The 19,919-nt window shown below is 60.4% G+C and carries 23 protein-coding genes; 6 read left to right on the top strand and 17 right to left on the bottom strand.

Annotated elements, in window-relative coordinates; translation table 11 throughout:
• Window position 1: 1 nt before the first annotated feature.
• From speB to def (ACR0A2_RS18195), 6 genes are read right to left on the bottom strand one after another with little or no spacing between them, the layout of a single operon-like run.
• Window positions 2–823, bottom strand: a complete 822-nt coding sequence (gene speB, locus ACR0A2_RS18220; RefSeq protein WP_480836592.1) for an agmatinase — start codon at window positions 821–823, stop codon at window positions 2–4.
• A gap of 60 nt (window positions 824–883) precedes the next feature.
• Window positions 884–1,120, bottom strand: coding sequence for a GlsB/YeaQ/YmgE family stress response membrane protein (locus ACR0A2_RS18215; protein WP_152457067.1), 237 nt, complete (start codon window positions 1,118–1,120; stop codon window positions 884–886).
• Window position 1,121: 1 nt separating this feature from the next.
• Window positions 1,122–1,358: a hypothetical protein gene (locus ACR0A2_RS18210; RefSeq protein ID WP_170344822.1), complete on the bottom strand. Its 237-nt coding sequence runs from the start codon at window positions 1,356–1,358 to the stop codon at window positions 1,122–1,124.
• Window positions 1,359–1,364: 6 nt separating this feature from the next.
• Complete coding sequence (gene fmt / locus ACR0A2_RS18205; RefSeq protein ID WP_425080175.1) at window positions 1,365–2,279, bottom strand: methionyl-tRNA formyltransferase; 915 nt, start codon at window positions 2,277–2,279, stop codon at window positions 1,365–1,367.
• A 2-nt stretch (window positions 2,280–2,281) separates the two neighbouring features.
• Complete coding sequence (gene def, locus ACR0A2_RS18200) at window positions 2,282–2,776, bottom strand: peptide deformylase (protein ID WP_480836589.1); 495 nt, start codon at window positions 2,774–2,776, stop codon at window positions 2,282–2,284.
• Window positions 2,773–3,291: a peptide deformylase gene (def, locus tag ACR0A2_RS18195; RefSeq protein WP_171120285.1), complete on the bottom strand. Its 519-nt coding sequence runs from the start codon at window positions 3,289–3,291 to the stop codon at window positions 2,773–2,775. The genes def (ACR0A2_RS18200) and def (ACR0A2_RS18195) overlap by 4 nt, the downstream gene beginning before the upstream one ends.
• Window positions 3,292–3,385: 94 nt before the next feature.
• Between def (ACR0A2_RS18195) and ACR0A2_RS18190 the strand changes: the two genes are divergently transcribed.
• On the top strand, window positions 3,386–4,558 hold the full coding sequence (locus ACR0A2_RS18190; protein WP_171120287.1) for a MalY/PatB family protein: 1,173 nt from the start codon (window positions 3,386–3,388) through the stop codon (window positions 4,556–4,558).
• Window positions 4,559–4,723: 165 nt separating this feature from the next.
• Here ACR0A2_RS18190 and ACR0A2_RS18185 read toward each other — a convergent pair whose 3' ends face one another.
• The gene (locus ACR0A2_RS18185) at window positions 4,724–5,077 is read right to left on the bottom strand and encodes a hypothetical protein (RefSeq protein ID WP_171169191.1); all 354 of its coding nucleotides are present in this window, start codon (window positions 5,075–5,077) and stop codon (window positions 4,724–4,726) included.
• Between the two features lie 213 nt (window positions 5,078–5,290).
• Here ACR0A2_RS18185 and ACR0A2_RS18180 point away from each other — a divergent pair, with 213 nt between their 5' ends.
• On the top strand, window positions 5,291–6,280 hold the full coding sequence (locus ACR0A2_RS18180; RefSeq protein ID WP_480836586.1) for a glutathione S-transferase family protein: 990 nt from the start codon (window positions 5,291–5,293) through the stop codon (window positions 6,278–6,280).
• On the opposite strand, the gene ACR0A2_RS18175 is transcribed toward ACR0A2_RS18180, so the two are convergent.
• Window positions 6,262–6,624, bottom strand: coding sequence for a response regulator transcription factor (locus ACR0A2_RS18175; protein ID WP_171205733.1), 363 nt, complete (start codon window positions 6,622–6,624; stop codon window positions 6,262–6,264). The genes ACR0A2_RS18180 and ACR0A2_RS18175 overlap by 19 nt on opposite strands.
• A 185-nt stretch (window positions 6,625–6,809) precedes the next feature.
• Here ACR0A2_RS18175 and cobD point away from each other — a divergent pair, with 185 nt between their 5' ends.
• Genes cobD through ACR0A2_RS18160 form a run of 3 tightly spaced genes read left to right on the top strand, consistent with a single transcriptional unit; the run spans window position 6,810 to window position 9,868 of the window.
• Window positions 6,810–7,775, top strand: coding sequence for a threonine-phosphate decarboxylase CobD (cobD, locus tag ACR0A2_RS18170; protein WP_480836584.1), 966 nt, complete (start codon window positions 6,810–6,812; stop codon window positions 7,773–7,775).
• Window positions 7,772–8,692 carry an adenosylcobinamide-phosphate synthase CbiB gene (cbiB, locus tag ACR0A2_RS18165; RefSeq protein WP_480836582.1) on the top strand — a complete coding sequence of 307 codons (921 nt, stop codon included), beginning with the start codon at window positions 7,772–7,774 and terminating at the stop codon, window positions 8,690–8,692. The genes cobD and cbiB overlap by 4 nt, the downstream gene beginning before the upstream one ends.
• 12 nt (window positions 8,693–8,704) lie before the next feature.
• Window positions 8,705–9,868 (top strand): lytic murein transglycosylase, encoded by a 1,164-nt coding sequence (locus tag ACR0A2_RS18160; RefSeq protein WP_480836580.1) that lies wholly within the window; start codon window positions 8,705–8,707, stop codon window positions 9,866–9,868.
• A gap of 13 nt (window positions 9,869–9,881) precedes the next feature.
• Here ACR0A2_RS18160 and ACR0A2_RS18155 read toward each other — a convergent pair whose 3' ends face one another.
• From ACR0A2_RS18155 to ACR0A2_RS18135, 5 genes are all read right to left on the bottom strand, one after another.
• Window positions 9,882–10,679: a class II glutamine amidotransferase gene (locus ACR0A2_RS18155; protein ID WP_171642275.1), complete on the bottom strand. Its 798-nt coding sequence runs from the start codon at window positions 10,677–10,679 to the stop codon at window positions 9,882–9,884.
• A 135-nt stretch (window positions 10,680–10,814) separates the two neighbouring features.
• Window positions 10,815–11,165 (bottom strand): hypothetical protein, encoded by a 351-nt coding sequence (locus ACR0A2_RS18150; protein ID WP_480836577.1) that lies wholly within the window; start codon window positions 11,163–11,165, stop codon window positions 10,815–10,817.
• Between the two features lie 53 nt (window positions 11,166–11,218).
• A complete protein-coding gene (locus ACR0A2_RS18145) occupies window positions 11,219–14,674 on the bottom strand; it encodes a chromosome segregation SMC family protein (protein ID WP_480836575.1) in 3,456 nt (1,151 codons plus the stop codon).
• A 140-nt stretch (window positions 14,675–14,814) separates the two neighbouring features.
• Window positions 14,815–15,222: a hypothetical protein gene (locus ACR0A2_RS18140; protein WP_171120297.1), complete on the bottom strand. Its 408-nt coding sequence runs from the start codon at window positions 15,220–15,222 to the stop codon at window positions 14,815–14,817.
• Window positions 15,223–15,266: 44 nt separating this feature from the next.
• On the bottom strand, window positions 15,267–16,460 hold the full coding sequence (locus ACR0A2_RS18135) for an aminotransferase-like domain-containing protein (RefSeq protein WP_480836573.1): 1,194 nt from the start codon (window positions 16,458–16,460) through the stop codon (window positions 15,267–15,269).
• Window positions 16,461–16,610: 150 nt separating this feature from the next.
• Between ACR0A2_RS18135 and ACR0A2_RS18130 the strand changes: the two genes are divergently transcribed.
• The gene (locus ACR0A2_RS18130) at window positions 16,611–17,381 is read left to right on the top strand and encodes a FadR/GntR family transcriptional regulator (protein ID WP_480836571.1); all 771 of its coding nucleotides are present in this window, start codon (window positions 16,611–16,613) and stop codon (window positions 17,379–17,381) included.
• Window positions 17,382–17,423: 42 nt separating this feature from the next.
• Here the strand turns inward: ACR0A2_RS18130 and ACR0A2_RS18125 are convergent, their stop codons facing one another.
• The 4 genes from ACR0A2_RS18125 to ACR0A2_RS18110 form a co-directional block, all read right to left on the bottom strand.
• A complete protein-coding gene (locus ACR0A2_RS18125) occupies window positions 17,424–18,257 on the bottom strand; it encodes a hypothetical protein (RefSeq protein ID WP_480836569.1) in 834 nt (277 codons plus the stop codon).
• Window positions 18,258–18,458: 201 nt separating this feature from the next.
• Window positions 18,459–19,019 carry a F0F1 ATP synthase subunit B gene (locus ACR0A2_RS18120; protein ID WP_152457049.1) on the bottom strand — a complete coding sequence of 187 codons (561 nt, stop codon included), beginning with the start codon at window positions 19,017–19,019 and terminating at the stop codon, window positions 18,459–18,461.
• 5 nt (window positions 19,020–19,024) lie between these two features.
• Window positions 19,025–19,576 carry a F0F1 ATP synthase subunit B' gene (locus tag ACR0A2_RS18115; RefSeq protein ID WP_480836567.1) on the bottom strand — a complete coding sequence of 184 codons (552 nt, stop codon included), beginning with the start codon at window positions 19,574–19,576 and terminating at the stop codon, window positions 19,025–19,027.
• 86 nt (window positions 19,577–19,662) lie between these two features.
• Window positions 19,663–19,887 (bottom strand): F0F1 ATP synthase subunit C, encoded by a 225-nt coding sequence (locus tag ACR0A2_RS18110; protein WP_005981269.1) that lies wholly within the window; start codon window positions 19,885–19,887, stop codon window positions 19,663–19,665.
• Window positions 19,888–19,919 lie beyond the last annotated feature (32 nt).

The following is a 19,919-nucleotide window of genomic DNA, read 5'->3' as shown; positions in this document are numbered from 1 at the left end:
GTCAGCCGTTCAGCAAGCGCGCGCCGATTTCCTTGACGAATTTCGCGGCCACCATCGCCGTCATGCCATAGGGGTCGCGATGCGGGTTGAGCTCGACGATATCCGCCCCGACCAGCTGACCTTTGAACCGGTGGATCAGGTCGATAACCTCGCGCGTGCTCAGCCCACCGGGTTCATGGTGCGAGACGCCCGGCGCAAAGGCCGGGTCCAGCGCATCCAGATCAAGTGACAGGTAGACCGGGCCATCGAATGAAATCTGCAAGTCGGGGCGCCAGTTGCGCATGTCGATCACCTCGACCCCGAACTTGTCGGCCTGTTCGCGCTGATGGGCGTTCATGGTGCGGATGCCGACCTGCACCAGACGCTTGACCGGGCAGGTCTCCATCACGCGGGCAAAGGGGCAGCCATGGCCGAGCGGTCCGATATCCTGCGTGTCGTACAGATCAGGGTGGCTGTCGATATGCAGGATGTTCAGGCCTTCGTACCGATCTGCATGGGCCTTGATCAGCGGATAGGCCACGGAATGGTCGCCGCCCAGTGACAACAGGCGTACGCCGGTTGAGATCCGCTTCGCCGCTTCAGCCTCGATCTGGTCAATCGGTTCCTGCCCGCGCATTTCGAACACATCCAGATCGCCGGTATCCCTGAATTTGGCGCTTGCACCCAGATCGGTACCATCTTCGGCGGTCAGGTTGGCGGCACCGGAATGCAGCGCCTCGCGGATGCGTCCGGGGGCGAAGGCCGGCCCTTGCAGGAACGAGGAATGCAGATCCAAAGGAACGCCCATCAGAGCGACATCACCCGGCTTCAAATCATGCGGCATCATCATTCCCCTTTTTCGTTGAAGGCGATCTGGACGGAGGAAAGACGCCGGGTCAAGGGGTCAACGGCGCAGGTAGGTCTGCCAGATCCAAATCACCAGCAACGCACCCAGAACCGCCCCGACAAAACCAGACAGCCACCCCATAACGGTTACAAGAAACCGCAGCAGCATCCCTCCGATCAGGGCCCCCACGATACCGATCAGCATGGTCGTCGGGATGTCGGCCTCGATCCGCATCAGGCGGGTGGCCAGAAATCCGGCGGCTGCACCGATGATGATCAGGGCGACGATTGGCATGTCACTTCCTCCAGTGGGTCGGCACGATGATCAGGGCACCAACAGAGGAAATCACCGCATCCAGCCCCGGAGGACCAAAGCTGATGCCGAACATGATGCGGACGAAATAGAACAGGAACGCCCCGCCCACGCAGATGATGATGGATTGCAAATAGCCGTTATGGGTGAAACCGGTCTGTTCGGACAGATACCCGACGATCCCGGCAATCACGACAGTGCCCATCATCACCATGAACATATGGCTTTACTCCGAAGACATCCGGGTGCCGACCGGGATTGGCCAGCCCCGCAGGAATGTTTCCCTATCCTGCGCGCCTTTGCCCGCCCTTTGCAAGCGCAGCAGTTCTATGGCGCCCTGCCCGCAGGCCACATACAGATCGTCATTCAGAACCTCGCCCGGTGCGCCCTGCCCTTCGGCCAGACGCGAGGCGAGGAGCTTTATCCGGTTGCCGTCGATCTCGGTCCAGGCCCCGGGAAAGGGCGACAGGCCGCGGATCTGCCGATCGACCTCGACAGCGGGGCGCGACCAGTCCACGCGGGCCTCGGACTTGTCAATCTTGGCAGCATAGGTGACACCATCTTCGGGCTGCGGTTCAGGGGTCAGCCCGGGCAGCTTTGCCAACGCCTCGACAATCAAGGCCGCGCCCATCTCCGAGAGCCGGTCATGCAGGTCCGCAGTGGTTTCCTCGGGCCCGATATCGGTGGCCTGCCGCAGCAGAACGGGGCCGGTATCAAGGCCCGCCTCCATTTGCATGATACAGATGCCGGTTTGCGCATCGCCTGCCATGATCGCGCGATGAATCGGAGCCGCCCCGCGCCAGCGCGGCAGCAGGCTGGCATGAATGTTCAGGCAGCCATGTGTCGGTGCATCGAGGATGGGCTGGGGCAGGATCAGACCATAAGCCACAACCACCGCCACATCCGCGTTCAGTGCCGCAAAACTGTCCTGTTCTTCGGCCGGTTTCAGCGAGGTTGGGTGACGCACGTCCAGACCCAGCGCCTGGGCCCGCGCGTGAACCGGCGTTGGGCGATCCTTCTTGCCCCGCCCCGCCGGACGCGGGGGCTGGCAATAGACGGCGGCGATCTCATGCCCGGCCTCGACCAGTGCATCCAGAACCGGCACCGAGAAGTCCGGGGTTCCCATGAAAACAACGCGCATCTTTACCCCTGTTTCTTGGCTTTGCGCAGCAGCATGTCGCGTTTGACCTTGCTGAGCCGGTCAAAAAACATCCGGCCATTCAGATGGTCGATCTGGTGCTGGACACTGGTGGCCTCGATGCCGACAAAATCGCGACGGTCCACCATGCCCTGCTCGTTCAGGAATTTGACAGTCACCGCGCGTGGGCGTTTTACCTTGGCCGACACGCCCGGCAGGTTCGGACTGGCCTCTTCATGTTCACGCAGTTCGATCGAGCTGTGCAGGATTTCCGGGTTCGCCAGACGCACGGCCTTGCCCCGCTCGGCCGACCCATCGACCACGGCCAGACGCAACATCACTCCGATCTGCGGCGCGGCCAGACCGACACCGGGCATGGCCTCCATCGTGTCGATCATGTCCTGCCAAATCCGGCGAATGTCATCGGTGATTTCAGTCACCTCATCCGCCTTTGTGCGCAAGCGTTTGTCAGGCCAGGGCAGACAGGTGCGGACGGTCATGCGCGCGCCCGTTCACGTTTGAGCTTTTGCATCTTGCGGGTAATCATCTGCCGTTTCAGCGGTTTTAGGTAATCAATGAACAGCTTGCCGTTCAGATGGTCGATTTCATGCTGCACGCAAGTGGCCCAAAGCCCGTCGAACGTCTCCTGTCGCAGGTTTCCCTTCTCGTCCATCCAGGTGACATCGACCACCTTGGGGCGGGTCACTTCGGCATATTGATCCGGGATCGACAGGCATCCTTCCTCGTATACATTGGTTTCCTCGGAAGAGGCGATGACCTGAGGGTTGAACATGATCAGCGGGCGCGGTGTTTCGCCTTCTTCCTTGATGCAATCCAGCACGATCAACCGTTCCAGCACACCGATCTGCGGCGCGGCAAGGCCAATCCCGGGCGCGTCATACATGGTTTCCAGCATGTCGTCAGCCAGCGTGCGCAGCTCGTCCGTCAGGTCGGATACGGGCGCGCAGACCTTTTTCAGGCGGGGATCGGGATGGATCAGGATAGTGCGTTTCATGAGGCTGATTTAGGCCATCCCGCCCCGCGCCGCAACGCCCCCCTTGCACCTGCCCGATTTGCGGTTAGCTTTCGGTCGAGAAAATGGAGCAGACATGACTTTCAACGACCTGATCGACCGCCGGGGCACCAACAGTTCAAAATGGGACAAGATGGAGATGCTGTATGGCGTCTCGCCCGAGGACGGTCTGGCCATGTGGACGGCCGATTCCGATTACCAGACGGCACCCTGCGTGATCGAGGCCGTGCGCAAGGCCGCAGATCACGGCGTGTTCGGCTATTCATGGATGCACCCGGACTATCTGGCCTCGGTTCAATGGTGGATGAAAACCCGCCATGATTGGGAAATCGACACGGATTGGATTCTGACGACCCAGGGCTTGGGCAATGCAATCGCCCTGTCGCTGGATGTCTGGACCGATCCTGGTGATGGCATCGTGATCTTCACCCCCGTTTACCATGAGTTTGCCCACAAGGTGAACAAATCGGGCCGCCGGGTCGTGGAATGCCCTTTGGTTCGGGACGGGGAAAGTTACGGCCTGGATCTGGACGACGCCCAGTCCCGGTTGGACGGGTCCGAGAAGATGCTGCTGTGGTGTTCTCCGCAAAACCCGTCGGGTCGTGTCTGGACACCCGACGAATTGCAGGCCGTGGCCGCGTTTGCTGAACGGAACGGTTTGATCCTGGTATCGGACGAGATTCACCACGATCTGGTCTATCCCGGCGCCAAATTTGTGCCGATGGACGTGGCGGCCCCGGATGCACGCCCTTGGACCGTGACGCTGACTGCGGCGTCGAAGACCTTCAACATCGCCGGGCAGCGGACCGGCAACATGATCATTCCCGATCCCAAACTGCGCGCGGCCATGAAGCAACGGCTGCAAACATTGGACTACGATCCCGGCGCGTTGGGCGTGGCGATGATCACCGCCGCGTACAGCCCCGAAGGGGCCGAATGGGTAGATGCCCAGATCGCGCATCTGGAGGGAAACAGGCGTCTGTTCGATCAGACCATCACCGAGATTCCGGGGCTCTGGTCGATGCCCTTGCAGGCGACCTATCTGGCCTGGGTCGATTTCTCGGGCACCGGCATGGATCACGCTGAATTTGTCCGCCGGTTGCGCGAGGACGCGCGGATCGCGACATCGTCAGGTCCGGGTTTCGGCACTGGAGGAGAAACGTTTGAACGGTTCAACCTCGCCACGCAACGGGCGCGGGTCGAGGATGCTTGCCTGCGGCTGAAACGTGCTTTCGGGGATCTGCAATAAGTACGTGCCGGCCGGGGCTTGCAAACCCTGCCCTGTTTTCACAGGTGCCGGTTGCCTTGGTTGAGGCCGCTTTGGGCCGCGCGTGCCTGCCATTAGGCTGGCACCGCTGGCCTTTGGCATCGACCAAACCCTGGGCCAAATGGGAATACCAGTTGAAATTCGCCCCTAGTCGTCACGCCCCAGCAGGGCGATCGGCGCATCGGGCGCGCGGTAAAAGTCAAGCGGCGCGCTGTCATGGGCGGCCGTGCTGCGTTTGAATTCATACCGCATCTCACCGCCTTCATCCTCATCCGCGACGATGAGGCATTGATAGAGATGGTTGGCCCCATCAAAGATATCGACCAGCCCGCGCAGGCGCGGCGTGGTTTCCGCCTCAACCGTAAAGCCGTCTTTCCACAATTTGAGTATTTTGTAGGTATTGTCGCCCATCTCCACCCGTAAACGGCTGGCTTTTTTCAATGTGGCGATTCGGGCCGCGTCCAACTCGGCGCGTATTTCCTTTGAAACATAGGTACTCATTAATCCGTTCCCCCGTGAATGACTTCTATTGTGCGGGATAAGTTGTAAAAATCCAGTGAACCACGTCACATAAACACGATCCGGCCGAGGTTTGTTGCACAGAAATCCCGAACTCGACTGTGCGCGGATGCAGAGCATTTGCGCGGGCGCTCGCATAGGAAGATGCAAGCCCTGGCCCTATGTTTTTTGAAACGCACATGCGGAGGAAAAGACATGGGCCTGCTGGTCGACGGAAAATGGCACGATACCTGGTATGATACCAAATCCACGGGTGGTGCATTCAAGCGCAGCGCCGCGCAGTTTCGCAATTGGTTGACAGCTGACGGTGAGGCGGGGCCATCAGGCAAAGGCGGGTTCAAAGCAGAACCCGGGCGCTATCATCTTTATGTCAGCTATGCCTGCCCCTGGGCCCATCGCACGCTGATCTTTCGCGAGTTGAAAGGGCTGAGCGATCTGATCTCGGTGTCGGTCGTGCATCCGGACATGCTGGATCAGGGTTGGACCTTTGAAACAGACGCCCACGGCGCGACCGGAGATGACCTTTACGGGCTGGGCTTTGCACACCAGATCTATACCAAAGCCGATCCAGCCTATTCGGGGCGCGTGACCGTGCCGATCCTGTGGGACAAACGGCAGGAAACCATTGTGTCGAACGAAAGCTCGGAAATCATCCGCATGTTCAATTCGGCCTTCGACGGGGTCACCGGCAATACCGATGATTACTGGCCCGAAGCGATGCGCGCTGAAATCGAAGAGGTCAACGCGCGCATCTATTCAGACGTCAACAACGGCGTCTACAAGTCCGGCTTTGCCACCTCGCAAGCGGCCTATGACGCCGCCGTGGGCCCGTTGTTCGACACGCTGGACTGGCTTGAAGATCGTCTGGCCCGGAACCGTTACCTGATGGGGGATCGGATCACCGAGGCTGACTGGCGGCTTTTTACGACGCTGATCCGCTTTGATCCGGTCTATCATCTGCACTTCAAATGCAACAAACGGCGCCTGATCGATTACCCGAACCTATGGGCCTATACGCGCGAACTGTACCAATGGCCCGGCGTGGCGCCCACCGTGAACATGAACCATATCGTGCGCCACTATCATTACAGCCATAACAGCATCAATCCGCACCGGATCATTCCGGTAAACCCGGTGCTGGATTACGCAGAACCACACCGCCGCGATCAGCGCCCTGCTGCGTAATGCTCGACCATCGCCGCCAGATCCTCTGGCGGTGTTTCGCTTTGCACATAAGCACAGGCGTTCGGGCTGTGGGCAAATATCGATCCATCCGAGAAGAAGGTAGTGTTGGTCACAAAGATCACCCGCGCCTGGGGGCGGCGATAGCTTGCAAAATCGGCCACGGCCAATGCACTTCCGGTTTCCAGAACCAGATCCAGCACGATGATTTCGAAATCCGTGCCGTACAGCGCCAGAATGGCGGCTTCCTGCGTCTCGACCAGCGTGACGTCGGCGCCCTGCCGTTCTAGATGCCTTTTCCAGACCCGACCAAGGTCGGGATTACTCTCAACAATCAGAACTTTCATTTGCAACAACCTCGGCACTTGGTATGGTGAGTGGTGCCGACCCCCATGGTCCGTGATCTCGTTATTTCCTTAACAAAGTGTTAACAGCAGCCCCACAGGCCCGTGAACAGGCGGATTTGCTTGTGTAAGAGGCGAAAATCCGCTTGATGCGGTTCAAAAGCGGTAATTTCTCGCAGAGAGAGCAGATGAACACTTTGGACGAAGATCTGAATCCACGCGCGGTTCGTGACCATGGCGGCGGGTTGGACAATGCGATTGTCAAATATGGCGGGCAACGCACCGACTGGATCGATCTGTCCACCGGCATCAATCCTCATGCCTACCCCGTGTCCGGCCTGACGGCCGGGGATTGGGCCGAATTGCCGGATCACGGGGCGTTTGAACGGCTCAGCGATGCCGCGCGCCGGTTCTGGAACGTGCCGCAGCGTGCCGCGATCCTGCCCGCGCCCGGAGCGTCGGCGATCATCGCGCGTCTGCCGGCGCTGACTGCAACGGGTACGGTACAGATCACGCCGCCCACCTATAACGAACACGCCGCCGCCTTTTCGGCGCAGGGGTGGAAGGTACGGCAAGACGCGCCCAGCGACACCCGCGTGATCGTACATCCGAACAACCCGGACGGGCGTATCTGGCAGGAAAGCGACGTATCGGCACCACTTACCGTGATTGACGAAAGCTTTTGCGACGTCATGCCGGACAAGTCCTTGATCCATCTGGCAGACCGCCCCGGCGTGATCGTGCTGAAGAGTTTTGGCAAATTCTGGGGGCTGGCCGGGGTAAGGCTGGGGTTTGCCATCGGACGGCCGGATATGATCAGTCGGTTGAACGATCTGACCGGCCCTTGGTCGGTATCAGGCCCGGCCTTGCGGGTCGGCACACAGGCTTTGATGGACAACCGCTGGGCGGACGCCACGCGTGCGCGTCTGGCTGACGAGGCCTCAAGGCTGGATGCGCTGGTCACAAGAAAGGGGGCCAAGGTGATCGGCGGCACCAGCCTGTTCCGACTTTATCAGGTCGACAACGCCGCCCATTGGCAAGGTCGTCTGGCACGGTCCCACATCTGGAGCCGCATCTTCCCCTATTCTGAAACCTATCTGCGCCTTGGGCTCCCGCCCGAGGATGGATGGAACAGGTTGGAGGCGGCCCTGTGAGCCCTGGCCTGATGCTGGTCTGTGCCATGTGTCTGGACGCAGCACTGGGGGAACCCGACTGGCTCTGGTCGCGCGTCAGGCATCCGGCGGTGATGATCGGCAACCTGATCGGCTGGCTGGATACACGCCTGAACCACGGGGCCCAGCGCCGTTCAAAAGGGGTGGGTGTGCTTGTCCTGCTGGTTTGCGGCGCTGGGGCGCTTGGCTGGGGTTTGTCCCTGTTGGGGCCGGTGGCTGAAATCCTGGTCTGCGCGATCCTGTTGGCGCAAAAATCGTTGGTCACCCATGTGCGCGCCGTGGGCGAAGGGCTGATGGCCTCGCTGTCAGAGGGGCGGGCACGGGTGGCCATGATCGTCTCACGCGATACACGGGACATGACCGAGGCACAGGTGGCACGCTCGGCCATCGAAAGCGCCGCTGAGAACCTCAGCGACGGCGTCATCGCGCCTGCTTTCTGGTTTCTGATTGCCGGGTTGCCGGGGCTGCTGGTCTACAAGGCGGTGAACACGGCCGACAGCATGATCGGGTATCGCAATGAAACGTACCGCGCGTTCGGCTGGGCTTCGGCACGGTTCGACGACCTGCTGAACCTGATCCCAGCCCGCCTGACCTGCGTGATGATCGTGGCGCTGTCGGGCCAGTGGTCGCGCTGGCGCGAAATCTTGGCAGATGCGCACCGTCACATCTCGCCCAATGCGGGCTGGCCCGAGGCCGCCATGGCCCGCGCGCTGAACGTCGCCCTGGCCGGGCCGCGCAGCTATGACGGCAAGGTGCGGGATCTGGCATGGGTCAATGGCAACGCTCAGCGCGAGATCGGAGCTTTGGACATTTTCCGCGCATGTCGCATGTTGTGGCGTGTTTGGGGGCTTGCGCTTGGGCTCGTGTCGGTGTCGGTTGGGTTCGACCTGATTTACTGACGGACATTTGTCATGCGTTTTCTTTCCGGCCTGATCGCCGCCACCCTGTTTGCCCAACCTGCCCTGGCCCAATGTGGTGGTGGCTTCAATTCCTTTGTCAAAGGGCTAAAGGCCGAGGCCGTGCAGCAAGGCTTTGACAAATCCACCGTGAACGCATTTTTCAAAGGCGTGCAGCAGGACAGCGCCGTGCTGAAGGCCGATCGGGCGCAGGGGGTGTTTCAGAAACCCTTTATCGAGTTTTCCCGACGGCTGATTTCGCAAAACCGGATCGAACGCGGGCAGGCGATGTCGCGCAAATATGACGCGGTGTTTGACCGGATCGAAAAGCAATACGGCATCTCACGCGGGGTGTTGCTGGCCTTCTGGGCGTTCGAGACCGACTACGGATCCTTTCAGGGCGACTTCAACACCCGCAATGCACTGGTGACTTTGGCCCATGACTGCCGTCGCCCCGACCTGTTCCGCCCTCAAATCTTCGCGGCCATCGAACTTTATCAGAATGGTGATTTCGACCCGGCCCGCACAACGGGCGCGTGGGCCGGGGAAATCGGTATGGTCCAGATGCTGCCGCGGGACATTCTGGAAAACGGTGTCGATGGTGACGGCGACGGGCATGTCCGCCTGAAAACCTCGGCCCCCGATGCGCTGATGTCTGGCGCCAAGATGCTGTCGCATCTGGGCTGGCGCGCAGACGAACCGTGGCTGCAAGAGGTCTCGGTGCCCGCGCAGATGGACTGGTCTCTGTCCGGCCCCGGCAAGCCCCGGTCGGTGGCCGATTGGCAGGCCATGGGCGTTCAGGCACGCAGCGGGTCGCTGGCAAACCTGCCTGCCTCGCTGATCCTGCCCCAGGGGCACAAAGGCCCGGCCTTTCTGGCCTATCCGAATTTCGACGTCTATTTCGAATGGAACCAGAGCTTTGTCTATGTATTGACTGCCGCCTATTTCGGGACACGTCTGGAAGGGGCACAAATTTATGATGCTGGCAACCCCACGCCGGGCCTGAGCGGCGCGCAGATGAAGCAATTGCAAACCAAGCTGCAAGCCAAAGGATATGATGTGGGCAAGGTCGACGGGATCCTGGGCGCTGGCACGCGGGCGGCCGTGCAGGCGGAACAGAAGCGGCTTGGCCTGCCGGCCGATGCATGGCCGACAGTGGATCTGTTAAACCGGCTTTAGGCAGCAACCACGCTTACGCGACCCATTCCCGTTGCTGCGGAACACAAGGCGCAAAGGTGCGCGTCGTCACTGCGGTACCCTCGGTTTCGATTGCCGTGTTGGGCTGTATCTCGAGCCATCCCTCGTTGATGGCATCCAATGGCTCGGACGAAATGATGATACCGTCTTTGCAGGCCTTGTAGTGCAAGCTGGGCGCAAACCGATCCGAGGCATATCGGGCCGCAAAAACCCGTTTGCCGTCCGACCAGCAGGCGGCAAACCGAAGATAGGGTGATGCTCCGCGGCGCCTGGAAAGGGCTTCGACCCGACCGACCGCACGCGCCATTGCACCCACAGGATCGGTGTCCAGCCCCTCGCCATGAGCGATGAGAAAGATCGCCTCGCTCTCGGTTGCGCCCATACGATGCAGGTACAGATGCGCCGGGATCATGGCATCAAGCTCTTGCCGGATTCGTTCATGACCCCCAGCCTGACCGTTATGCATGAAACTCCACCTGCCGACGCCGAAGGGGTGACAGTTGTTGCGCGAGGTCGCCGTACCCGTCGAGGCCCGTACATGGGCCAGAAACAGCCGGGATTTCGTGTGATGCGCCAATTGCTTCAGATTGGCATCGGACCACGCCGGATGGGTGTCCTTGTAAAAACACGGCGTGTCACGATCAGAATACCATGCCAGACCGAACCCATCCGCGTTTATCGGTGTTTTTCCGATCAATGCGTTTCGGCTTTGAATGACAAGCGATTGTTCTTGTTCAAGGACCAGTTCGTCCAGGTATCTCTGCTGCCCAACCCAAGCCAAGAATCGGCACATGTGCCTGTCTCCGTCCGTCAGTGAAGATTTCCGGGACGATACCACCGTGGTTATCAGGTTTTCTCCCATACATCATCTGATTTGTCGGGTTTTCCCTATCAAATGCTCTGAAAATGCATGAATTTTAGATCAACTTCACTTACTACGCACCGGGTACCGATCGCCTTTTTCGTCAATCAGGATCAACCTGTCCCCGTTGCGTACATACAAATCGCATCGGCTGAACCCATTGCGGTACGCGATGCACACGCTGCCATCATCGGCAATCGCGTAAGTTCCAAAGGCAGAATCTCCGCTTGCATATGTATAGGAATAGGCGCCCCCGGCCGAGAATTTGGCTTGCCCGTCGTCGTAAAAGGTCAGCGTCTGCCCCGCCAAAGCATCAAGCTCTGCGGCTGTAAGGGGCGTATCCCCGGTTTTGACGGGCCAGTCGGCTGCAAATACAGGGCCGGCGGCGATGAGGGCGGGGATCAGGAAGCGCGTCATGCGCTCAGGTTAGCGCGATAAAGCCGCAACCGTCATAAATTTGCAGTGAGCGGTCAAGCGACCATCTGTTCGGCCTTCTTCAGATCGACCGAAACCAGCTGGCTGACGCCCTGTTCCTGCATGGTGACACCGAACAGGCGATCCATGCGCGCCATCGTCACCGCATGGTGGGTGATGATCAGGAACCGCGTGTCAGTCTGGCGGCACATCTCGTCCAGCAGATCACAGAAACGCGTCACGTTTGCATCATCCAAAGGCGCATCAACCTCGTCCAGCACGCAGATCGGAGCTGGATTGGCAAGGAAGACGCCGAAAATCAGCGCGGTCGCCGTCAGGGTCTGTTCTCCGCCCGAAAGCAGGCTGAGAGTCGACAGTTTCTTGCCCGGCGGCTGGCACATGATCTCGAGCCCCGCATCCAGCGGATCGTCGCTTTCGACCATGACCAGATTGGCCTCGCCACCGCCAAAGAGGTGCTTGAACAGCATGGCGAAGTTCGAGTTGACCTGTTCGAACGCGGTCAGCAGACGCTCGCGCCCTTCCCGGTTGAGGCTGGCGATGCCGCTGCGCAGGGCTTTGATTGCCTCTTCCAGATCGGCTTTTTCACCGCTGAGCGTGTCGAACTCTTCTTGAACCTCCTTGCTGTCCTCTTCGGCGCGCAGGTTCACCGCACCCATTGCGTCGCGTTGGCGTTTGTGGCGGTTCACTTCGGATTCCAGAACATCCGCAGCAGGCATCTGGTCGGGGTTTACATCCAACTGATTCAGTAACTGGTTCGGGGTCAGCTGCTGATCTTCGGCAATCCGTTCGGCCGCCGCGACAACACTTTCCTTGGCCGCGTCACAGCGCGCCTCGGCCGCGGCACGGCTTTCGCGCGCTTCTGATGCCAGACGCTCGGCTTCCCGTTCGGCCAGAACGATTTCACGGTGCATAGCCTCGGCTTCGGCCAATTTGTCGGCGGCTTCGGCGCGCCGTGCTTCGGCAGCTTCGATCTGTTCGTTCAGCTCCTCACGCGCCTCGGCGATTTCGCCGGGCACGGCCATGGCCTCGGTCAGCTCTTCTTCCGAGCTTTCCTTGCGCTCGGCAAGTTCGGAAATCCGCTTTTCAGCCGTTTCCAAACGGTGGCGCCACCCGCTGAGATCTTTCGCGACCTCCTGGGTACGACGCGTGCGAGCGTCCCCCTCACGGCGCAGCTCGTCATGGGTCGAACGGTGGGTCAGCATGGTGATCCGCGCCGCCTCGACCGTCTGCTTGATGTCTTCGACCTGTGCGCGGGCACTGTCGAGATCACCCAGACCGGCCAAAGCCGCTTCGGCGTCGCGCAGTTGCGCGCGGGCGGCCATGGCGTCGTCCTTGTGGCGGTCAACGGCGAGGGTCAGGGTTTCCAGCTTGCCCTGGGCCAGATTGCGGTCGGCCTCGGCCCGCGACAGTCCGCGCGCGGTTTCGGCCATGCGCTGATCAGCAGCACGGCGGGCCTCACGCGCGCGCCGGTCGGCCTCGGTCACGTCCGCCAATTGCTGAGACAGCGCCTCATGCGCGGCACGGGCGCCGTCAGCCTGTGCTTCGGCACGGGCAAGGTCCTGTTTCAGTGCTTCCAGCCTGTTGAGCTGCTCCAACCGCAGAGCAGCAGCACTTGGCGCGTCTTCGGCCCAGGCACGGAACCCGTCCCAGCGCCAAAGGTCGCCCGAGCGGGACACCAGACGCTGGCCGGGTTTCAGCGATGCCTGCAACCGTGCGCCCTGATCCGCATCCACCAACCCGATTTGCGCAATGCGTCGACTGAGACGATCGGGGCCCGATACATGAAGCGCCAGAGGCTCGGCCCCTTCAGGCAATGGCTGGTCGCTGTCATATCCAGCCACCTGCACCCAGCCGGATGGCCCGTCACCCTCGACCAGCGGCGCGCGAAGATCGTCGGCCAGAGCAGCACCCAAAGCCTTTTCATAACCGGGTTCGACGCGCAGCAGGTCCAGCACCTGACCGCCTTCCGCCGTGTCGCGTTCCACCAGCTTGGCCAGCGCCGTGGTTTCGGCCCGGATCGCGCCCAGCTCGCCTTCTGCCTCGGACCGTCTTGCCCGGGCCTCGGCTTCGCGCGCTTGCGTTTCGTTGCGCAGTTCATCCGCCGCGGCAAGCGCCTCTTCGGCGGCTTCCACCGCTTCACGGGCTTCTTCTTCGCCCGATTGGGCTTCTTCAAACGCCTCGCTGGCGCGGATCAGGGCCGTCTTGGCCTCGTCCACGGCTTTGCGAGCTTCTTCCTCTTCACTCTCGGATCGGGCCAGTGTCTTGCGACTGTCTTCGACCAGACGCTGGGCGGACTGGTGCCGGGCGACAAGACGGGCCATATCTTCGGTTTGCTGCGACAGGTGGTCTTCGCGTTCCTGTAGGATCGAGGCTGCCTCGCGGGCGATTTCCGCCGCTTCGGCCACTTTCTCATCGTGACCTTCTGCCGCCTTGGCCAGTTCGCGCGCTTCCCATTCCAGCCGTTCAATCATTTGCCCCGCATCGCGGTTCAATCCGGCTTCGCGTTCGATATCGTTGGACAGCTGCTGGATTCGGTTGGTCAGCGTCTCGATCGTTTGACGGGCGCGGGTTTCCTGATCGGACAATTGATCGCGCTGCACCTGCTGGCGTTGCAGCACGGCGGCGGCGATGGCCTCCTCCTCGCGCAGCGGCGGCAGGGTTTCCTCGATCTCGGCACGTTTTGCGGCAGCAGCGCGGGCTTCAGCCTCGGCACGGGAGGCTTCGGTGATCCGCTCACGCAGTTTTTCTTCGGCCTGCTGGCGGGCCATGTCGGCCTCTTTCCAGCGTCGATAAAGCAGCATCCCCTCGGCCTGACGCAGCTGTTCGCCAATTTCGCGATAGCGGGCCGCCTGACGGGCCTGACGCGCAAGCTGGGCCAGTTGTCCGCCCAACTGCTCCAGCACGTCATCGACGCGGGTCAGGTTGGCTTCGGTGCCTTTCAGCTTGAGCTCGGCCTCATGGCGACGCTGATACAGGCCCGAGATCCCGGCGGCCTCTTCCAGAATGCGGCGACGGGCACGCGGCTTGGCGTTGATCAGTTCGGCAATGCGGTTCTGCCCGACCAACGCGGGCGAATGCGCACCGGTCGAAGCATCGGCAAACAACATCTGCACATCACGCGCACGAACGTCTTTGCCGTTCGTCTTGTAGGCGCTGCCCACATCGCGGGTGATGCGGCGAACGATTTCCAGTTGATCGCTGTCGTTGAACCCCGACGGCGCCAGACGTTCCGAGTTGTCCATGGTCAGGACAACTTCGGCAAAGTTGCGCGCGGGCCGCGTGGCGGCCCCGGCAAAGATCACGTCTTCCATCGCGCCACCGCGCATGGATTTAGGGCGGTTTTCGCCCATCACCCAACGCAAAGCTTCCAGAAGGTTGGACTTGCCGCAACCGTTCGGGCCCACCACACCGGTCAACCCGTCCGCGATGATCAAATCGGTCGGATCAACAAAGCTTTTGAAGCCGGTCAGTTTGAGCTTGCTGAAACGCAATGGCTGCGTGCCCCATGATTCCTGTGCATTGGAAGTCTGCGCAAGGGATGGGGTCTGAGTCAACGGAGTTGCGCAGGATATGGGATATCACCCCAAGTTATCCACAACATCTTGCCGAAACACGCAAGAACGCGCGCATCTCAATACGGCGTGCATTCAAAGACCTGATACCCGTTTTCCCCACCGACGTTTTCATAAAGACCAAAGTCGATGCATTCGTAATTGGGGGTCGAGACGGCCGTCAGCAAAAGCCGCTCACCCGCATCACGGTCACACCCCAAAACCCCAACGGTCACGGCTGCATCCCCCAGCACGTCCAGAATTGGACATCCCGAAACCTGTGCCATCGCTAAAGCGGCGCGATCCCGGACCGGGCCCAGCCGAGGGGCGTATTGCGCGTTGATCCGCACAGCCTCGGCCAGGTCGCCGCGCACACGCACATCAAAGACACTGCCATTCACAGCCACGCGCGTGGCGGGAACGTCACGGAAATGCGGAGTACCGGCGGCGCAGGCGGCCAGCAACAGAGGTGCGAGAAACCGGATCATGCCGCAGAGTTGCAGCATTTTGGTTAACAGAACCTTTCCGGACGTCAGGCCCGCAGCACCTCTCCCAGCCGGCGAATTCCTTCGCGAATTGTCGCCTCGTCAGAATTCGAAAAACTGAGACGGATCGTGTTTGCCCCGCTGCCATCCGGGAAAAACGCCTGCCCCGGAACAAAAGCTACTTTGACGGTGTCCAGCGCACGCGCCAGCAGGTCAGAGCCAACCATCCCCTCGGGCAACGTGACCCAGATGAACATCCCCCCTTCGGGACGTGTCCAATCCACCCCGTCAGGCATATGCTGGTCCATGGCGTTCAGCATCACATCACGACGGGCGCGATAGACATTTCGTACTTTCGGAATATGGGTGTCGAAACAGGCCTGCGCCACCTGATGCACAGCCATCTGGTTGATGGTCGCGGAATGAAGGTCAGCTGCCTGTTTCAACAGCACCATCTGGGAAATGACTGGCTTGGACGCAACGACCCATCCCATACGCAAACCCGGCGACAGCGTTTTCGAGAAACTGCCGCAATAGATCGTCCGACAGTCCTCGATTGACCCTTTGCGGGCCTGCTCCAATGACAGTATGGGGGGGATCGGATCCCCGTCATAGCGCAGAGCCTGATAGGCTCCGTCCTCTATCAACGCGCAATCCAGTTCCTCGGCCAGATCCAGCAGAGCTTCTCTGCCCTGCAAGTCCACGGTTTCTCCTGTCGGGTTCGCAAAATCCGCCGACAGATAGGCAAATTTCACTGCGCCTGCGCCCGCTGCGGCCTTGTATTCCTTGGCCCCCTGATTGCCATTGAGCCGGTCAAAGCGTGGCTCGTAGGCGTTGAATGCCGCCAGCGCGCCCAGATAAGTGGGCCACCCGACCAGGGCCGTGTCACCGGGGGACAGGAACAGCTTGCCCAGATAGTCCAGCGCCTGCTGTGACCCCGAGGTGATCAGGATGTTGTCGATGTCACAGGCCACCCCGATTTCGCGCATGTGCTGCGCCAGCCACTGCCGCAATGGGACATAGCCTTCGCTGACCGAATACTGCAGCGCCTGCGCTTGCAAATCCGGCCCCAGGGCCTGCTGAAACGCCTGTGCAAACGCATCGGCTGGAAACTGTGCGGGATCAGGAATCCCACCGGCAAAGGAAATGATGCCGGGTTGGTCAAGCAGCTTCAGCAATTCGCGAATCTCTGACGCTTTCATCCGCGAGGCCCGGGTGGCAAACAAAGGGTGTTGGGACATGAGGCTCCTCCGATCTCAATTCGGTGCAGCCTAAGCTCTCCACTATTAAAGTCAATATTGCTGACCTAATTATTAAATGGATGAGACCGGGGATTCTTGAACAGCACCAGCGTCCATGGTCAAATGAATTGACCAATTTCGGAAGATGAGATGCCATTTCACAAAGTTCAGACGGAAAAGCTGTCGCTCGCAGTCGTTCGCCAGATCGAGCTTTTGATCCTGCGAGGCATCCTGCGCCCCGGCGAGCGCCTGCCATCCGAGCGGGAGTTGGCAGAGCGCATGGGCGTTTCGCGCCCCTCCCTGCGAGAAGCCATTTCCGACCTTCAGGAACAGGGGCTTTTGACCGCGAAGGCCGGATCCGGGATCTATGTGGCCGAGGTTCTGGGCTCTGCCTTTTCCCCGGCACTGATCCGTCTGTTCGGCAGCCATGAGGAAGCCGTATTCGATTACCTGTCCTTTCGCCGTGACATGGAAGGGTTGGCGGCGGAACGGGCCGCGCGCCTGGGGTCGGACAGCGACCTGAAGGTCGTTCAGGCGATCTTTGACAAGATGCAGGCGGCCCATAACCGAAACGCTGCGAATGACGAGGCGCAGCTGGACGCCGAGTTCCACATGGCCATCATCGAAGCCAGCCACAATGTGGTGATGCTGCACATGATGCGCTCGATGTATGACCTTCTGGTGCAGGGGGTGTTCTACAACCGTCAGACCATGTTCCGTCAGCGCGCCACCCGCGAGGCCATCCTGGATCAGCACCGCGCCATCAATGCGGCGCTGCAAGAGCGTGATCCCTTGGCCGCCCGAAATGCAATCGAACGCCATTTGGATTTTGTGGAACGCTGCATGGCGGACCAGCAAAAGGCCGATCGGAACGAAGCTATTGCGCAACAAAGGCTGCAACACGAAACCGGGCGGGGCTGAGCGCGGTTCGGATTTTGCAGACTTGGCAGGGCAAGGCAGGGACTAGGCAGCGCCTGACGCGGCTGGCAGCAGATGTCGGGGGAACGGCGCGCCGCTGCCTTCTCCCAGACGGTCCTCCGCGGCCAGTGTCGTCAGCGCCGGGTCGATGAACAGCCTTGCGCCGCGATCTCTCAGACGTTTGTGCAGCATTACATGTTCGCACACCTGTTGGCCTTTTTCGTCCCGGCAAGAATAGCGCAACCCTCGCAACGCGCGGGATTTATACAACCCGGCACCGCCGAATGCGCTGTCGACCGGGATCAGGGGCGTATCGGCAGGAATGTGAAACTGGCGGTCAAAAACAGCGGACTTCATGACAGACCGGCGCCACTTGCGACGCCCGAACAGCGGCCTGCGCGTGCTTTGAATGCGTTGCCACACGTCTTCATCACACCAACCCGAACAACGCAGGGCGTAGATATCGTCATATGCAGCTTTGGGATTGGCGAAAACACCCTCCCACAACGGGGCGACCCGCTGCGCTGCTGTCAGAACCGCCTGAGCATCCAGACAGGTATTCGGCCCATCCAGATCCAACACCAGCGTCAACTCCAGGTCCGTGTCCTGATCCTCGAGTTTTTTGAGAACTGCATTTCTGGCCGCCGTGATACGCTCGACCCGGTTTGGCAATCCTGACGCAAGACCATCCAGCTGCAGGATATCAACATACCGGCTTTGACCCGCATAGTCGGACAACACTTGATCCGTACCGTCCGTGTTGTCGTTCGTGGCAATGGTGACGGTGAACCGGTGCAACTGCGCAGACAGGTTTTCGATTCTGTTGATCGTGTCGATCAGCGCTGACCCGCCATTTCGGACGACGCCGACAATATTCATCGAAACTGCGTTGCCTGACACCGCCTGTCTTTCCCTGTTGTTTTCACGCCCCCATCAGGGCGGTCCCATCAACCTGATCCCCGGCAGGTCGTAGGATTCGGAGTGTTTGAAACAACAGAAACAGAAGCACGACAAAAACAAAAGACCCGACAGCCAAAAGCTCTCGGGTCGTCTGTATCACGTGTCTGTCGGGGTCACCCGTCAGTGCAGCTTGGCATCCACGTCTGCAATCGATGCATCGATCAGCTTGTTGGCCTGCGCTGCGGTCATTTGCTTTGCCAGAACCGAGCTGGCCGCCGAAACCGCAACCGATACGGCCTGATCACGCACTTCCTTCAGTGCAGACGCTTCGGCCGAAGCGATCTGGTCCTGAGCTGCGGCCAGACGACGCTCGATCGACTTTTCCAAGTCAGCTTTCGCCTGTTCTGCCGCCAAGGCCGCGTCTTCCTTCGCTGCCGCGACGATCGCATCGGCCTGCCCCTGAACTTCACGCTGCTTGCGCTCGTACGAGGCCAGCAAACTGCGGGCTTCTTCATGCAGAGCACGGGCTTCGTCAAGTTCGGACTTGATGCCTTCGGCACGTTTGTCCAGCGCGCCACCGATCATACCGGGGACCTTGAAGTAGAACAGGACCGCGATGAAGACGATGAAGCCCAGAAGGACGACAAAGTCGGTATTGCCAAGCGAAAAGAACGGGCCGCTTGCAGCCAGCGCGGGGCTGGCGGCACCAACGGTCAGGATAAGGGCAAGAGTGTTCCGCATGTCACTTATCCTTTCGTCTGTGCGTCTACTGCACTGTCGATGACTTTGGCATCTGCCTCGCCGCCCAGTGCGGTGACCAGTTCAGCCGCCGTATCCTTGGCAACCACTTGAATGCTTTCCAGCGCACCGGCACGGATTTCGGCGATTGCCTTTTCCGATTCAGCCGCCTTGGCAGCGATTTCCGCATCCGCCTTGGCAATCGCGTCATCCAGTCCAGCCTGAATTCCTGCGCGAGCTTCGGCAGCGATACGCTGCGCTTCGGCACGGGCATCGGCCAGCGCCTTGTTATAGGCCTCTTCGGCCTCGACCGCCTTGGCCTTCAGATCTTCGGCCGCAGCCAGGTCATTTGTAATGGTCCCCTGACGTTCAGCCAGGATTGCCGCGATGCGCGGCAGGGCCACGCGGGACAGGACCAGAAAGATGACGACCAGCGTAATGACCAGCCAGAAAATCTGGTTGGGGAACCAATCGAAGCAGAGCTGTGGCATCCCGATGGCAGAGCCATAGGAGTCGACGCACGAGCCAGCTACCTCTTTTGTAAGGGGTTCAGTCGCCATGATATCCTCCGTCGGAAACTTGTCTTTACAACAGGTGGGCCGCTATGGCTTGGACCCACCTGCGCGTAAGGATCAGGTTCCGCAGATTATACGGCGAACATCAGCAGCAGCGAGACCAGGAATGCGAAGATCCCCAGGGCTTCTGCGAACGCGATACCGATGAAGAGGGTTGCGGTCTGCGAAGCAGCCGCCGAAGGGTTGCGAAGGGCGCCGGCCAGGAAGTTGCCTGCTACGTTGCCCACCCCGATTGCGGCTGCGCCGGAACCGATTGCTGCCAGGCCTGCGCCGATGTGTGCGAGATCGCCTTCCATGATGTATCTCCTTACGAATTGGAAGTTTCGAT

The sequence above is a fragment of the Ruegeria sp. H8 genome, assembly GCF_056532905.1.
The sequence above is the reverse complement of the archived record's forward strand: the minus strand, read 5'-3'. Positions and strand labels throughout refer to the sequence as shown.